This is a genomic window from Pseudofrankia coriaricola (assembly GCF_032027725.1).
Taxonomy (GTDB): Bacteria; Actinomycetota; Actinomycetes; order Frankiales; family Frankiaceae; genus Pseudofrankia.
Genome location: NZ_JASNFO010000016.1, coordinates 86,187 through 101,360, shown reverse-complemented (window position 1 = coordinate 101,360; position 15,174 = coordinate 86,187). Strand labels below are relative to the sequence as shown.

Here is a 15,174-nt window from a genome sequence, read left to right as displayed (position 1 = left end):
CGTCGGCCGCGGCGCCGGACAGCCGCGGCGGCGTTCGGCCGATCTCATCCAGCCGCACCCGAAGATCCGCTGCGCCTACGAAACGACCATCAGCCCAACATCAGGCATTCCATGGCCTTGGGCCAGCCGGCTCATGTACGGCTTCGACTTCAACGTGGTCAACGTGGCGATCCCGTCGGTCCGGCACGACCTGAACGCTGGGACGGCGAGCCTGGAACTGATCGTCGGCGGGTACGCCTTCGCCTACGCCACGGGTCTGGTCACCGGCGGAAGACTCGGGGACCTGTTCGGCTACCGGACGATGTTCCTCGTCGGCGTGGCCGGCTTCACGGTGGCGTCGGTGGCGTGCGGTATGGCGGGGACGCCGGGTGAGCTGGTCGCCGCGCGGCTGGTCCAAGGACTGACCGCCGCGGCGATGGTTCCGCAGGTCCTCGCCCTGATCACGCATGTCTTTCCGGTCGAGGAACGCACGAGAGCACTGGCCTGGTTCTCCGTCACCGCCTCGCTCAGCGGCCTGCTCGGCCAGGTACTCGGCGGACTGCTGCTGGACGCGAACGTGCTCGGCCTGGGTTGGCGGGTGATCTTTTTCATGAACCTGCCGGTCGGAGTGATCGTCTGTCTGGTTGGGGTGTCCGGGCAGGGCGATGCTGCCAGCGCGCGCGCTCGGGCACGTTGTCGGTGGTCCGAGGTGGGTCCCGTCGCGCCAGGTCAAGAACTTGTCGTCTGGTGCCTCACGGTATTCGGCCCGGGTCTTCCACGATCGAGGCAGGCACGATCCGAGGAGATGCTCATGGGAGCTGCGGGGGCAACCGACGTGGCGAGTGGTACTGCCGTGGTGCGGGGTGCGTGTCCGCATGACTGCCCCGACACGTGTGCGATGGTGATCACGGTCACCGACGGCAAGGCTGTGAAGGTGGCCGGTGACCGCCAGCACCCGTTCACTCGTGGGGGCCTGTGCGTGAAGGTCGACAACTACCTTGACCGGGTGTACAGCCCTGACCGGGTGCTGTATCCGCTGCGGCGTACGGGGCCGAAGGGCAGTGGCAGGTTCGAGCGGATCAGCTGGGACGAGGCACTGGACGAGATCGCGGAGCGGTTCCGGGCGATCTCGGCGGAGTTCGGTCCCGAGTCGATCATGCCGTGCAGCTACCTGGGGACTCAGGGAATCCTCAACGGGCTCAATGTCGGCGATCCGTTCTTTGCCAAGCTCGGCGCGACGATCGCGGAACGGACCTACTGCGACTCCGGTTCGTGTACGGCCTACATGATGACGATCGGTGACAGCGCGGGTGTAGATCCGGAAAGCCTGGTCCACTCGAAGTTCATTCTGATCTGGGCTTGCAATGTGATGAGCACGAACCTGCATCTGTGGCCGTTCATCGCTGAAGCACGCAGGCGCGGCGCCACGGTCGTGGTGGTGGACCCGGTGAAGACCCGGACCGCGAATGCGGCCGACTGGCATATCCCGATCCGTCCAGGTACTGACGGCGCGCTGGCGCTCGCGATGATGCATGTGATCATCAGCGAGGGGCTCACGGACGAGGACTACATCGCTCGTTACACCGTCGGCTACGACGAGCTGGTCGCGCGGGTTCAGCAGTACACGCCGGAATGGGCGGCTGAGGAGACCGGCGTACCCGCCGAGGACATTCGCCGGCTCGCGCGCGCTTACGCCGGTTCGCAACCGTCGGTGATCCGGATCGGCGTGGCGGTGGAACGACATGCCGGCGGCGGTCAGGCCGTACGCGCGCTGTCCTGCCTGCCCGCACTGGTCGGCGCTTGGCGTAAGCCAGGCGGTGGGATTCTCCAGCTGCCTCTGTGGGCGTTCCCGGTGAACTGGGGCGCCATGATGCATCCGGAGTTGCTCGAGCCCGGAAAGCGGGTTGTCAACCAGTATCTCCTGGGTCGGGCGCTCACCGGCGGCCTCGACCTGGATCCGCCCATTAAGGCGTTGATGGTCTACAACTCCAATCCGGTGGTGGTGTGTCCGGACCAGGGCAAGCTGCTCGAGGGCCTGCGGCGGGAGGACCTGTTCACTGTGGTGAGTGAGCAGTTCATGACGGACACGGCCGAGTTCGCCGACATCGTGCTGCCGGCCACTACCCAGCTGGAACAGGACGACATCATGTTCTCCTGGGGCCACCTGTACGCCACGTACAATCAGCGTTCGATCGAGCCGCTGGGTGAGGCGGTACCGAATACGGAACTGTTCCGGCGCCTCGCTGCGCGGATGGGCTTCACCGATCCAGTGTTCCGCCGCACAGATGCGGAGATGATCGCCGAAGCCTTCGACTGGTCGGCCCCCGCTATGCAGGGCATCACGGTCGAGTCGTTGAAGGAGAGGGGCTGGCAGCGTCTCAATGTGCCGCTCCCGGACGAGTACGCCCCGCATGCGGAGGGCAATTTTCCCACGGCGTCGGGCAAGGTCGAGTTTCTCTCCTCCGCGGCGGCCGCCGGCAATTTCGTGGTGCCGCTGTTCCGGCAGGGGTCCAACGACTACCAGCCAGGCGGTCGCGTCGATCCACTGCCGCACTACATCCCGCCTCGCGAGTCAACACGTTCTAACGGTGGGTTGGCTGCGAAGTATCCGCTCAATCTGCTCACGCCGAAGGCGCACGCTTACTTGAACTCCAGCGGTGGAAATATGCCCTTCCAACGCCGGGTGCAGGGAGAGCCGACGATCCTCATAAGCCCGCAGGACGCCAGCGAGCGCCGAATCGTGACGGGTGATTATGTGCGGGTGTTCAACGATCGAGGTTCTTTCGTCGTACAGGCGAAGGTTGACGGCTCCGTGTTGTCCGGCGTCACCGTGTCGAGCTATGGCGGCTGGCGCAAGCACGCGACGTCGTGGTCCACCGTGGCCTCGGTGAATCCGACAGTCTTCGCCGACCTGGGTAATGCGCCCACCTTCTCCGACACCCTGGTACAGATCGAGAAGGCGCCGCATCACTCCAGTGATGCCGTCTGAGATCGGGCTTGCCGGTACGCGGAGGGGGAAATCCCGTAGACGTCGCGGAAGGCCCGGCTGAAGGTGGCCAGATCGGTGAACCCCCAGCGGAAGCAGATCTCGGTGAGGGTGTGTTGGCTTCCCCGGCCGGTCATAAGATCGCGCCGGCAGCGATCCAGCCGTCGGCGCCGGATCGCCTGGGAGACCGTCAGTCCCCGGCGGGCGAACATCCGCTGGAGCTGGCGCGTCGACACGAAATGCGCCTGCGCGATCGTCGTTGAGGACAGTGCAGGGTCATCGAGGTGCGAATCGATGTAGGCGTCGATCTGCCGAAGGAGGCTCGAATGCTGATCGCTGTCTCCGGCGAGGCCACAGGCCTCCGCGGCCACGGTGGCAACCAACTCCCCAATTTCGTCCGCAAGCCGGATGGCGCTCGTGTCACCGACGACCGGTTTTGCGGAGAGCAGGTCGGTCAGCATCCGGCTCAGGATGCCGGTGATGCCTTTGGCGCCGTCCAACGCGTGGCAGGTCAGCGCCGCGGATTCGCAGTCGCTGAGCCGGATCGTGTCCCGCGGCCAGGTGAAGACGCCGAGGTCCCATCGCGGCGATCGCTGGTCCGAGCGGAGCCACCACTGAAAGGGGCGTTCGGTTTCGTAGACGACGAAGTCGCCGGGGCGCAGGACCGATTCGCGGCCGTCCTGCACCACCCGGGCTTCGCCGCGCCGGACCAGGCCGACCTGGAAATACCGTTCGCGGTCGCGGCGCAGCAGCTCGCCGGTCCGGATGATGTCCTGATCAACGGAGCTGACGTCGGACACCCTCAGGTGGCCGAGGAGGTCACTGCGCACCGCTCCGCCGAACGAAGCGTCGTCCCGTTCGGTGGCAACGTCCAAGGTGACGAAGTGATCCCGGAGCAGGTCGCGCCAGACGTTGTGCCGGTTCGTACTCACTTCGCCCGAGTCCACCGACATGGTGACCGACCTCACTCGTGTCTGTGCCGTCTCGTCCCGCTGGTGCGACATCGAACTTGGCGTACCGCGGCGGCGCGCCCACCGTCTGAGACCGGGCGGCGAACGCTGGTTGGACGAGATTTTAGCCGCCAAGGTGCGCCGATGGTTTTCCTCGTGTAAAACGTCGGTAAATGGAGGCTTGGGCATGCCCCTTCGTCACCATCTGTAAAAAGTTCGTCGCGCGGAGCGAGATGCTGGTGCTTAATCACCCCAAGACTAAGTTCGATGCCGGCCCGCCGAGCCGGGGAAGCGGATAGTGATTCCGTCATGAATGGTCAGATCTGCGGTCCGGAAGAACTGGTCGAGGATTTCCGGGTTGGCCTGACCCATGGCCGCGTCCCGGTCTCCGAGATGATCGAGTGGGCCACCGTTCCAACGTGCGGCGCCGTCGTGATGTTCACGGGTACGGTCCGGGACCACAACGGCGACCGCGTCGGCATTGTCGACATCGACTACGAGGCATTCGACCGCCTTGTCGAGCCGCGCCTTCGTCAGATTGCCATCAGCGCGCGTGAGCGGTGGCCCAGTTTGGGACGCTTGGCACTGTTGCACCGGGTCGGGCAGGTGCCGCTGGGGGAGGCGAGCGTGCTGGTCGTGGTTTCCGCGCCCCACCGCGGCGAAGCGTTCAGCGCAGGTCGGTTCTGCATCGACGTCATCAAGGAATGCGTGCCGGTATGGAAGCGCGAACGTGGAGCCGATGGCACGAGCGCCTGGGTTCCGACCGGGCAACTGATCGAGGACGTCACCACCGCGGCACGCCGTTGGCGCCCCGCGGACGAACCGGAAGCGGTGACCCGATGATCCCGCCGACCATCGACCGTCGCGACCGTCCTCTGCGTGACCTCCGCATCTCCGTCACCGACCGGTGCAACCTCCGGTGCCGGTACTGCATGCCACGGGAACACTTCGGCCCCGGGCACCGCTACCTCGAGTCGGCCGACCTGCTGACTTTCGACGAGATCGCCCGCCTGGGAAGGTTGTTCGTCTCACTGGGAGTGCGCAAGCTGCGGCTCACCGGCGGTGAACCGCTGCTGCGCCGCGGCGTCGAAGACCTCGTCCGGTTGCTCGCCGCGATTCCCGGGATCGACCTCACGATGACGACCAACGGTGTGCTCTTGCCGAGCAAGGCGGCGCCCCTTGCCGCCGCCGGGCTGCGGCGGGTGACGGTGAGCCTCGACACACTCGACGACGACGTGTTCGGTGCGCTCGCCGACACCAAGATGCCGGTGCGGCGGGTGCTAGCCGGGATCGACGCCGCGTCGTGTGCTGGCCTGTCGCCGATCAAGGTGAACATGGTCATCAAACGAGGGATCAACGACCTGTCTGTACTGCCGATGGTCGACCTGTTTCGGGGAACTGGCCACATCCCGCGGTTCATCGAGTACATGGATGTCGGCGCGACGAACGAGTGGAAGCTGGACGAGGTCGTACCAGCCGCCGAGATCGTGAGCTTGATCGACGGTCGCTACCCGCTCGAACCGCTCCCGCCCGACCACCACGGGGAGGTGGCCACCCGGTACCGCTTCCGGGACGGCGCGGGCGAGATCGGCGTCATCGCGTCGGTCACTCGACCGTTCTGCGGGGGATGCACCCGCGCCCGGCTGTCAGCCGACGGGAGGGTCCACACATGCCTGTTCTCGTCCGGAGGCACCGACCTACGGGCGTTGCTGCGCACCGGAGCGGGAGACGAAGACCTGCTGTCGGCCATCCGAGAGCTGTGGAGTACCCGGGAGGATCGCTACTCGGAATTGCGGGGGCGCCGCATCCCGTCCGGCAGCGAGCGTGTGGAGATGTCCTACATCGGCGGCTGACGAAACGAAGGAGGGCGACATGCCCACCGTCCTGCTGTTCGCGTCCGCGCGGGAGGCCGCGGGCCAAGCCGCGCACGTGATTCCCGGCAGCACGCTCGGGGAGGTGCTGGATGAGGCTCGCCTGCGCTTCGGTGCCGATTTCGCGCGGGTGCTGGCCACCTCGCGGGTCTGGATCAACGGAGAGATACTCCACGGCGACGTTCGCCGCACTCCCTGCCGCGCGGACGACGAAATCGCCGTGCTACCACCGATCAGCGGCGGATGATTAGCTCAACTCTGGTCGTCCACGGCACGGGTCGTCTCATCTGGTCGGGACGGTCCGGGCGCGCGGGAGCAGGACCTGCCGGGCCGCCGGCCAGCGGATCTGGCGCGCTTTCGGCGTCGACGGCCAGCGACAAGTCCAAGGATCTTCAAGCGTTGAGGCGGATGTGGCGTAGCTGGACGGCGAGTTGGCGTCCATGTTGCACCAGTCGCCCTGATGTGTCGGGACCGGGCGTGAACCCGGCGTGGCTTGCGATGTCGTCCGCTACGGCGGAGATCGACAGGGTGTCGGTGGGGAGATGGCGGGCGAACTCGGGGGCTTGCAGGACGTCGAGGGCGTGGTCGAGGTGGCGGGCGCTGTAGCTGCGGGATGTCTCACACCGTCGGTGGACGCGGCGGATCATCGTCGTGCGGTCGGCGAGGAGCGTGACGTGATCGACGTGGTGTCCGGCGGCGCGGGCCGAGGCCGTCAGGCCGGAGAGCAGGCCGGGATCGAGGATGGTCATCGGTGCGATCACCGGGTCCTCGGGCCCTTGGAGAGCAAGGTGGAGCATCTCGCTGACCGCATCGCGCCACAGGGGGATGTCGCGAAAGTCCATGCGGCGGGGCTTCGGGAGCATCCGGCGCATGGCGAAGCCGAGGTGCTCGGGGTCGCTGATGAAGCTTCCGGGCAGTCTGCGGTGCAGGTTGTGGGCGACCTGGGTCTTCCCGACGGCGTTCGGACCGTTGATCCAGATGAGGGTCGACACCAGCCGAAGAATAGTCAGGCTCGGGCAGACCACCGTCGTCCACTACACGCCACGACGGACGCCCGCGGTTGACGGAACGGCTCGGGGGCTCGGCCAGCCTGTGTGGCCTTCATGCAGTGGCGGTCTCCACGCACCGCGGTACGAGCAGGCCGCCTATGCCCAGGACGCTATCGAGCAGGCGCCGCACACGCTCGATCTCGTCGGCGATGCATGTCCTGCCGGCTCACGGTCCTGCCGGCTCACGTGAACGGCGGTGCCCGGCCGAGGCCACGACAATGGTGGACGGCATCTGGACGCGGCCGTCCCCTTCATCTCTGTCCAGATCGTGTGAGGAAGCGTCCCGGAGCGCCTTGCGGAGTTCGGGATTCCGGTCGCACTGAGGAAATTTTCAACGGATATCCCGTTGGCCTCCGATAACGAAGCGCCGCCGGCGGCAGTGGGCCACTCTGGCTTCGCTCGAAGCTCGCGCTTCAGGCGGTCACAGGCGGCCGGGTGACCGCAACCTCCGGCGGCACACCCCGGTACGCCTCAACCTCCACGAGCGCCAACTGCCCCGTGCACCCCTGGCTGAGGTGAGACGAGGGAAGGTCGGCGGTGAGCACGTTCGGATTGCCGTGCCGGCAGAAGCCCGGATCGGCCGGGTCGGGGTCGTACCAGGCCCCGGTGGACAACTGCGCGACCCCGGGACGCACCGCATCATCCACCGCCAGCCCAGCCAGGCAGGCACCTCGGTCATTGAAGATCCGCACGAGGTCCCCGCCGCGAAGCCCGCGGGCGTCCGCGTCGGAAGGGTGCATCCGCACCGGCTCACGCCCGGCGATCTTGACCGACTGGCTGTGCGCGCCCACATCCAGCTGGCTGTGTAGCCGCGCCTTCGGCTGGTTGGCGACCAGCTGCAGGCCGAAGCGCCCAGCGGCGACCGAGCCGAGCCACTCCTCCGGCTCAAGCCAGACCGGGTGGCCCGGGCAGTCCGGGTACCCGTAACCGTCGATGGTCGAGGAGAAGATCTCGATCTTCCCGGTGGGCGTGCTGAGCGGATGCTTCTCCGGGTCAAGACGGAACTCGGTGAACGCCACCTGTGGCTCGCTGGCCACCGGCAGTTCGATGCCGTCGCCCGCCCAGAACGAGTCAAAATCCGGAACCGAAACCCGCCCCCGCTCCGCGAGCGAACCCCGTGAAGCGAGCGAATCCCGCCACTCGTCATACAGGTACCGCAGCCACTCCATCGCGGTGCGGCCCTCGGTGAAGTCCTTCCCCACACCCAGCCTCTCCGCCAGGTCAGAGAAGATCGCGTAGTCGTCCCGGGCCTCGCGATGCGGCCGGGTCAAGGCTGGCATCGGGAAGAACATCCGGTCATTCTGCCCCGAGCCGAAGTCATCCCGCTCGATGCTCATCGTTGCCGGCAGCACGATGTCGGCGTGGCGGGCGGTCGCCGTCCAGAACGGGTCGTGCACCACGACCGTCTCCGGGCGGGTGAACGCCTCGCGCAGCCGGGCGAGGTCCTGGTGGTGATGGAACGGGTTGCCGCCGGCCCAGTACACGAGCCGGATGTCGGGGTAGGTCAGCCGCTGCCCGTTGTAGTCATAGGAAACACCGGGATTCAACAGCATGTCGGCGATCCGCGCTACAGGGATGAACGCGGACACCGCGTTCCGCCCCTGCCGCAGCGCCGGTACCGGAAGCTGCGGCGCAGGCTCGCCGACCAGGGCCGCGGACCCGTACCCGTGGCCGAAGCCGCCGCCCGGCAGCCCGATCTGGCCCAGCATCGCGGCGAGCACGACGCCGAGCCACAGCGGCTGCTCCCCGTGCCGGGCCCGCTGCAGCGACCAGCTGACGCTCACCATGGTCCGGGCCGCGGCCATCTCGTGGGCGAGTTCCCGGATGCGCGCCGCCGGCACCCCAGTGATCGCCGAAGCCCACGCGGGATCCTTGACGACCCCGTCCGCCTCGCCGCGCAGGTACCGGGCGAACCGCGCGAACCCGACGGTGTACCGGTCGAGGAAGCCGGTGTCGGCCAGCCCGTCGGCGTCGAGGACCTGGGCGAGCGCGAGCATCAGCGCGGCGTCCGTGCCGGGCCGCGGCGCGATCCATTCGGCCTCCGCCTCGGGAGGCGTGTCGTCGCGCAGCGGGCTCACGGAGACGAACCGGCAGCCGCGGGCCCGGGCGGCGCTCATCCAGCCGCGGGCATGGTGCCGGGACACCCCGCCCGGAGACACCGCCGCGTTCTTCGGTGACACCCCGCCGAAGGCCACCACCAGCTCACTGTGCTCCGCGATCACGGACTTCGCCGTGGCGTAGGTCTGCAGCGTGTTCATGTCGGCGATCACGTAGGGCAGCAGCACGGTGGAGGTGCCGAGACTGTAGCTGTTGACGTGCCGCACATAGCCGCCGAGGCAGTTGAGGAATCGGTGCACCTGGCTCTGCGCATGGTGGAACCGGCCCGCGCTGGCCCAGCCGTAGGAGCCGCCGTACACGGCTTCGGCCCCGTGGTCCCGGTAGACCCGCCGCAACTCCCCGGACAGGAGGTCAAGCGCGGTGCCCCACGACACGGGCACGAACGGCTCGTCACCGCGCCCCGGCGCGCCGGGTCCATGGTCCAGCCAGCCCTTGCGCACGTGCGGCCGGGCGATGCGGGCGGGGTGATGCTGTGCGGACGCGACATTGCCGATCAGTGGCGTCGGCTCCGGGTCCCCGCGCCACGGACGTACGTCGGTCAGCCGCTCACCATCGCTGACGGCCTCGAATGTCCCCCAGTGCGTCAGGTGCACGGTCATACCATCGAGCGTCTCCCGGCATGGCAATCAAGTTCAAGAGATTTTCCGCGGGACGCCGCGGCGCCCTGCCGCTGACCCGGTTGGATGCCACGGCGGTGGACCAGGGTCGGCACGGCCGGCGCCGCTCGTCACTCCGGTGGGTGAGGACGCGGGGGGAGACGTGAGCTCGAACCACCTGCGCCCAGCAGCCTAGCAACGGCGGGATGCCGCCTGGCGCCGCAGACAGTGGTACAAGCAGCGACTCGGCCGAAGCCGCAAGATCGACAGCCCGGATGTCCACTCGCTGTCACCATTTGCGTCGGCTACCCGCGAACCTTCGTTCCATCCGAACCGCCCTTCGCACCCCTAACCTGCGCCTGCGGTTCGGTCATGGTCTCCGGGCGGGCGTACCGGTCTGGCGGAGCACTTCGTCTCGACGGCGTCGGAGGCCAGCACCGTTCCGATGACCCGAGGTCCGCACCTGCTGCCTCGGCGACCTCGCGCACCACCGCGGCGTCCTTGCGGGTCCTCCACCCAGGAGTGTCGCCAGAACGCTCGCAGAGTGCTGGCCCGGCCCTCGTCGTCAAGGCCCGCTCTGGGGTGACGTCGGTGCCTCGACAGTCTTGCTGACCGGTCTGTTGCTGTTCTTCCTCGGCCGCGTGGCGATCGGCTTGGCCGACGACCGCGGTCGTCAGGCCTCGGGGATGCCGGAGACGGTGCGATCGGCGTCGATCAGGCCGCCGATCAAGGCGACCGTGGTGGCGGCGAGGTCGCGCAGCGCGGTCTCGGGGATCGCCTGCTCGCTCTCGAACGCGCGCTGGATGGTTCGTGCGAGCAGATCCGCCCGCTGTTCCTGGCCGCCCGCGGTGGCGGCGCCTTCGGCTCGCAGGAAGCCCTCGAAGGTCGCCTGGTAGGCGTAGCCGATCTCATCGACACGCATGTCGTCGCGGAGCAGTCCGTGCTCGGCAAGTAGTCCGAGGTAGTCGCGCGCCATGACGCTGTGCCGGTCGTCACGGGCGGTATCGGCGGAGTTGGTCAGTTTGCCGAGCAGGTGGGGGTCGTCCAGGAGGAACCCGCGCAGGAGCGGGCGGTTCGCGACGGCCAGGAAGTAGGCGCTCGCGAAGTTGTGCAGCAGGCACGCCTGTGGCTCCTTCCGCAGTGCCTGCCGAAGCTCGTCCATCGCGTAGAGCACCTCGCGCGCGAAGACCGCGCCGAACATCTGCTCGCGCGTCTTCCAATGCAGATAGACGGTGCCCTTGCCGATACCCACCCCGGCGGCCACATCGTCGATGGTCACCCGCCGGTAGCCGTGCCGCAGCAGCAGGTCCGCCGCCACATCGAGGATCCGCGCCGCCCGTTCGGCTCGCTGCCGAGGGTCCCGGAGTCGTTCGGCGCTGCTGCTCACGTAGCCATCGTATGACCAAATATCAGACTCGGCCATCCCTCTACCATAGGTTGACTAACTTTCGAAATTCGTCATACAGTCATGTCGTGCAAGCCGGACACTGCGACAGGAGCGAGTCATGAACACCACCATCGACACACACGACAAGGCCGTCCTCGTCATCGGCGCCACCGGGAACCAGGGCGGGTCCACCGCCCGCCACCTGCTCGCCGACGGCTGGCGGGTCCGCGCCCTTGTCCGAGACGACACCGCACCCGCGGCCGCCAGGCTCGCCGCCGCTGGCGCCGAGCTTGTCCGCGGCGACCTGGACGACCGCGCCTCCCTCGACGCGGCGGCACGCGGCGCGTACGGCATCTACAGCGTCCAGTCCGCCAACGACAACGAGATCGCCCAAGGCAAGAACGTCGCGGACGCGGCCAAGGCCGCGAATGTGCAGCACCTCGTGTACTCGTCGGTCGGCGGCGTCGAGAGCCAGAACCGCTTCTACCTGGAACACGGCTGGGGATCCATTGACAAGTGGCAGATCGAGCGGCACATCCACGACCTGGGTGTTCCCGCGACGATCCTGCGCCCCGCCGGGTTCATGGAGGATTTCACCAGCCCGGCACGGTTCTTCCAGAACGGTTCGCTCAACGTGCCCTGGCACGACGACCTAGTCATGCAGCTGGTCGCCATAGATGACATCGGGGCGTTCGCGGCACTGGCCTTCGCGCAACCGGACGCCTACCTGGGCAAGGCCATGGAGATCACCGGCGACAGGCTGACCGCCCCGCAGATCGCCGACGCGCTGAGCACGGCGGCCGGTCGCCAGGTTCCACACACCCAGATTCCACTCAAGGCACTCTGGGACCATGCCCCCGAGACCGCGAAGGTCTTCGCCTGGGCGAACGAGACCTACTACGACACCGACCTCATACCCCTGCGGAAGGCCAAGGCCGGCCTCATGGACTTCAGTACCTGGCTGGACCGATCGGGCAAGGCGCGCCTCCTGGCACAACTGGACGGGCTGCCGGCATAACCGCACTGAACCGCGCGGCGCGCTTAGCGGTAGGGCTGTTGGCCGGTCGGCAGGACGACGATCTCGCTGATGTCGGCGGTGTCGGGTTGCTGGAGCGCGAACAGGATCATGCAGGCGACGTCGTCGGGGCTGAGCTCGGGATCCGCGGTTCGGTCGGGCGCGGTCTCGCCGGCGTCGACGAGCCCGGGCGATCGTTGACCGCGTGTGCCGAAGCGCGCATCCGCGCACCCTCGGCGACGAACCGCCCTGTGACACGGCCGCGGTGTGTATTTGGCGGGCGGCCTCGCTGGCGGTCGGGTGACCGACGCGTTCAGGCAGCCATGATCGGTTCGAAGCGGACGGCCAGGCCGGGACGGTTGGCTTCTTTGGTCATGCGGCGCGGGGTGCGTTCGGGGATCGTGTTTGGTGAAGTGCTCTGCTCCCAGCTGTGGCCCAGCATCAACAACCGCCAGCCCATGACACCGGCCCGTGGGGGGCGCCGTCCGACATGTCAGCGGCCGCGGGTGCGGGTGCGGGGGGCGACGCGGCGGGTCGGCGGGGCTGTGGTCGGGTCGTCCGGCCAGGGGTGGCGGGGGTAACGGCCGCGCAGTTCCGAGCGGACCTGCGGGTAGCCCGTCCGCCAGAACGACGCGAGGTCGCTGGTCACCGCAACCGGGCGACCCGCCGGTGACAGCAGGTGCAGCACCAGCGGGGCGCGGCTGTCGGCGACGACGGGTACCCGCTCCCAGCCGAACACCTCGGCGATCTTCACGGCCAGGACGGGGCCGGCCGCGCCGCTGGTGCCGCTGTAGTCGAGGCGCACCCGGGAGCCGCTCGGCACCGTCACCCGCTCGGGCGCCAGCTCGTCCAGCCGGGCGGCCTGTGGCCAGGGCAGCAGCCGGCGCAGCGCGCGGCCGGCGTCGACGCGCTCGAGGTCGGCGCGGCGCCGCACACCGTCGAGGTCCGGCCCGAGCCAGTCGGGGGCGCGGGCCAGCAGGGCGGCGTCGGTGACGTCGGGCCAGGGGGCGCCGAGCACCCGGTGGCAGAACGCGAGTCTGTCCCGCAGGGCGAGCGCGTCGGCGTTCCAGTGCAGCACGGGGAGTCCGGCGTCGCGCAGCCCGTCGAGCACGGCGGCCCGCAGCTTGGACGGGTCGGGCCTGGTCACCGGGCGTTCGGCGAGGATGATCGCGCCGAGGCGCTCGAGCCGGCGGGCGACGATGTCGCCACCGGACCAGGCGACCTCGTCCTCGGTGTGCAGCAGTGCCGCGCCCGCCTCCCGCGCGGTGGCCGCGTCGAGGGCGACGGCCAGGCGCACACGGGCGGACGTCCGGCCGGACCCGCGGTCGGCGACCGCGATGGCGAGCCATTCCGCCCCGGTCAACGCCGAGCCCGCGGTGAGCTCGGCACCTGTCCCGCCGGCCATCAGGTAGTTCGAGCTGCCGGGGTCGCGGGCCCGCGCGAGCCGCTCGGGGAAGGCGAGGCCGACCACCAGCCCCGCCGCAAGATCGTCGGTCATCCCACCCGTTCCCCGCGCCGCGGGCCCGGCGGGCCCGGCAGGCCCGGCTGGCCCGGTGGGTTCACCGGGCCGGGCGGGTGCGGCTTCCGCGGCCGAGCGCAGCCGGCGGGCCTCCTCCCGCCAGCGGGCGGACGAGGCCCGGTCGGTGTCGCCCCGCAGGCGGCGCCACGCGGCGACGAGGTCGTCGGAGGGGCCGCCCGCGGGGCCGTCCCCGGAGAGCATCGCCACGACATCCGCCGCGCGGCGGGCGCCGACGGCCCGGGTGCCGTCGAGTAGCGCCCGCGCGAGCCGCGGATGGGCCCCGACCTGGGCGATCGAACGTCCTCGTGGGGTGACCCGGCCGGTCTCGTCGACGGCGCCGAGGGCCCGCAGCGAGACCCCGGCGGCCTCCATCGCGCCGGCGGGAGGGTCGCTGAGCAGCGGCAGGCCCACGCCGCCGGGATGGCCCCAGACCGCCAGCTCCAGTGCGAAGGCGGTGAGGTCGGCGACGGCGATCTCCGGTTCCGGCTGGGCGGGCAGCCGGTCGTGCTCGGTAGCGGACCAGCAGCGGTACACCCGGCCCGGCGCCTCCCGGCCGGCCCGGCCCGCGCGCTGCCCGGCGGACGACCGCGACACCCGTACGGTGACCAGCGAGCCCAGCCCGCGGGCGTGGTCCATCCGCGGGGAGCGGGCCAGGCCGGCGTCGACGACGACCCGCACACCGGGCACCGTGAGGCTGCTCTCCGCGACCGCGGTCGCCAACACCACCCGGCGACGCGGGCCGGCGCGCAGCACCGCGTCCTGCGCCCCGCCGGTCTGGCGGCCGTGCAGGGTGAGCACGTCGACCGCGTTCCGGTGCCCGGCGAGCCGACCGGCGACGGCGGCGATCTCACCGGCCCCGGGCAGGAAGACGAGCACATCCCCGGACGTCTCCCGCAGCGCGCGCCCGACGGTCGCGGCGACGTGGTCGAGCAGCCTCGGGTCGACCCGCAGGCCGTGCGCCGGGGTGATCACCCCGGGCGGGGGCGCCCAGACCACCTCGACGTCGAACATCGAGGCGTCCGTCCCGATGACCGGCGCGGGCTGGCCGGGCGCGCCCAGCATCGCGGCCAGCCGCCGGGTGTCGGCTGTCGCGGAGGCGGCGAGCAGGAGCAGGTCGGGGCGCAGCGCGGCGCGGACGTCGAGCATGAACGCGAGCGCCAGGTCGGCGTCGAGGTGGCGCTCGTGGCACTCGTCGAGGATGACCGCGTTGGTACCGGGCAGCTCGGGGTCGCGTTGCAGCCGCCGGACGAGCACTCCCGTCGTGACCACCTCGACCCTGGTGGACGGCCCGACCATGCGCTCGCCGCGGATCGTGTAGCCGACTGCGCCGCCCACCTCGCCGCCGCCCACACCGCCGCCGCCCACACCGCCGCGACCCGCCGCATCCGCACGAGCCCCGGCACCGCCCGCCACGCCACCGCCGGCGAGGCTGGCCATCCGCCGTGCCGCGGCGCGGACGGCGATCCGCCGCGGCTCGACGACCAGCACCCGGCCGGGGACGTGGTCGGCGAGCGCGAGCGGGACGAGCGTTGTCTTGCCCGTGCCGGGCGGGGCCACCAGCACCGCTGCCCCGCCGGCGCGGCCCGAACCGTGCTGGTCGCGGGCGGTCAGCGCGGCGACGAGCGCTGGCAGGGCGGCCCGGACGGGCAGGTCCGCCCCGGCGACCGTGAGATCGGGCAACATGCGCCCAGTCTCCTCGGATCA

Annotated in this window: 10 protein-coding genes; 5 read left to right on the top strand and 5 right to left on the bottom strand. The window is 69.6% G+C overall.

What is annotated here, in order from left to right:
• Window positions 1-133 precede the first annotated feature (133 nt).
• The gene (locus QOZ89_RS09865) at window positions 134-2,968 is read left to right on the top strand and encodes an MFS transporter (protein ID WP_312623590.1); all 2,835 of its coding nucleotides are present in this window, start codon (window positions 134-136) and stop codon (window positions 2,966-2,968) included.
• Here QOZ89_RS09865 and QOZ89_RS09860 read toward each other — a convergent pair.
• Window positions 2,947-3,918, bottom strand: a complete 972-nt coding sequence (locus QOZ89_RS09860) for a helix-turn-helix domain-containing protein (protein WP_071051378.1) — start codon at window positions 3,916-3,918, stop codon at window positions 2,947-2,949. The genes QOZ89_RS09865 and QOZ89_RS09860 overlap by 22 nt on opposite strands.
• Window positions 3,919-4,224: 306 nt before the next feature.
• Here QOZ89_RS09860 and QOZ89_RS09855 point away from each other — a divergent pair, with 306 nt between their 5' ends.
• Genes QOZ89_RS09855 through QOZ89_RS09845 form a run of 3 tightly spaced genes read left to right on the top strand, consistent with a single transcriptional unit; the run spans window position 4,225 to window position 6,033 of the window.
• Complete coding sequence (locus QOZ89_RS09855) at window positions 4,225-4,758, top strand: molybdenum cofactor biosynthesis protein MoaE (RefSeq protein ID WP_071051287.1); 534 nt, start codon at window positions 4,225-4,227, stop codon at window positions 4,756-4,758.
• On the top strand, window positions 4,755-5,768 hold the full coding sequence (gene moaA, locus QOZ89_RS09850) for a GTP 3',8-cyclase MoaA (RefSeq protein WP_312623588.1): 1,014 nt from the start codon (window positions 4,755-4,757) through the stop codon (window positions 5,766-5,768). Before QOZ89_RS09855 ends, moaA begins: the two co-directional genes overlap by 4 nt.
• A gap of 19 nt (window positions 5,769-5,787) precedes the next feature.
• Window positions 5,788-6,033 (top strand): MoaD/ThiS family protein, encoded by a 246-nt coding sequence (locus QOZ89_RS09845; protein WP_071051286.1) that lies wholly within the window; start codon window positions 5,788-5,790, stop codon window positions 6,031-6,033.
• A 145-nt stretch (window positions 6,034-6,178) separates the two neighbouring features.
• On the opposite strand, the gene QOZ89_RS09840 is transcribed toward QOZ89_RS09845, so the two are convergent.
• The 3 genes from QOZ89_RS09840 to QOZ89_RS09830 form a co-directional block, all read right to left on the bottom strand.
• Complete coding sequence (locus QOZ89_RS09840; protein ID WP_241842025.1) at window positions 6,179-6,778, bottom strand: ATP-binding protein; 600 nt, start codon at window positions 6,776-6,778, stop codon at window positions 6,179-6,181.
• A 470-nt stretch (window positions 6,779-7,248) separates the two neighbouring features.
• The gene (locus QOZ89_RS09835) at window positions 7,249-9,552 is read right to left on the bottom strand and encodes a molybdopterin guanine dinucleotide-containing S/N-oxide reductase (protein ID WP_071051284.1); all 2,304 of its coding nucleotides are present in this window, start codon (window positions 9,550-9,552) and stop codon (window positions 7,249-7,251) included.
• Between the two features lie 670 nt (window positions 9,553-10,222).
• Window positions 10,223-10,936: a TetR/AcrR family transcriptional regulator gene (locus QOZ89_RS09830; protein WP_312623587.1), complete on the bottom strand. Its 714-nt coding sequence runs from the start codon at window positions 10,934-10,936 to the stop codon at window positions 10,223-10,225.
• 118 nt (window positions 10,937-11,054) lie between these two features.
• On the opposite strand from QOZ89_RS09830, the gene QOZ89_RS09825 reads away from it, so the two are divergent.
• Window positions 11,055-11,954: an NmrA/HSCARG family protein gene (locus QOZ89_RS09825; protein ID WP_071051283.1), complete on the top strand. Its 900-nt coding sequence runs from the start codon at window positions 11,055-11,057 to the stop codon at window positions 11,952-11,954.
• Between the two features lie 490 nt (window positions 11,955-12,444).
• Here QOZ89_RS09825 and hrpB read toward each other — a convergent pair whose 3' ends face one another.
• Window positions 12,445-15,153 (bottom strand): ATP-dependent helicase HrpB, encoded by a 2,709-nt coding sequence (hrpB, locus tag QOZ89_RS09820; RefSeq protein WP_071051282.1) that lies wholly within the window; start codon window positions 15,151-15,153, stop codon window positions 12,445-12,447.
• Between the last annotated feature and the right edge of the window lie 21 nt (window positions 15,154-15,174).

What these genes read in the sequence shown, in the direction of transcription:
- QOZ89_RS09845 (WP_071051286.1), top strand. Translation starts at nt 5,788, where the DNA reads ATGCCCACCGTCCTGCTGTTCGCGTCCGCGCGGGAGGCCGCGGGCCAA.
- QOZ89_RS09865 (WP_312623590.1), top strand. Translation starts at nt 134, where the DNA reads ATGTACGGCTTCGACTTCAACGTGGTCAACGTGGCGATCCCGTCGGTC.
- moaA (WP_312623588.1), top strand. Translation starts at nt 4,755, where the DNA reads ATGATCCCGCCGACCATCGACCGTCGCGACCGTCCTCTGCGTGACCTC.
- QOZ89_RS09860 (WP_071051378.1), bottom strand. Translation starts at nt 3,918, where the DNA reads ATGTCGGTGGACTCGGGCGAAGTGAGTACGAACCGGCACAACGTCTGG.
- hrpB (WP_071051282.1), bottom strand. Translation starts at nt 15,153, where the DNA reads ATGTTGCCCGATCTCACGGTCGCCGGGGCGGACCTGCCCGTCCGGGCC.
- QOZ89_RS09855 (WP_071051287.1), top strand. Translation starts at nt 4,225, where the DNA reads ATGAATGGTCAGATCTGCGGTCCGGAAGAACTGGTCGAGGATTTCCGG.
- QOZ89_RS09825 (WP_071051283.1), top strand. Translation starts at nt 11,055, where the DNA reads ATGAACACCACCATCGACACACACGACAAGGCCGTCCTCGTCATCGGC.
- QOZ89_RS09835 (WP_071051284.1), bottom strand. Translation starts at nt 9,552, where the DNA reads ATGACCGTGCACCTGACGCACTGGGGGACATTCGAGGCCGTCAGCGAT.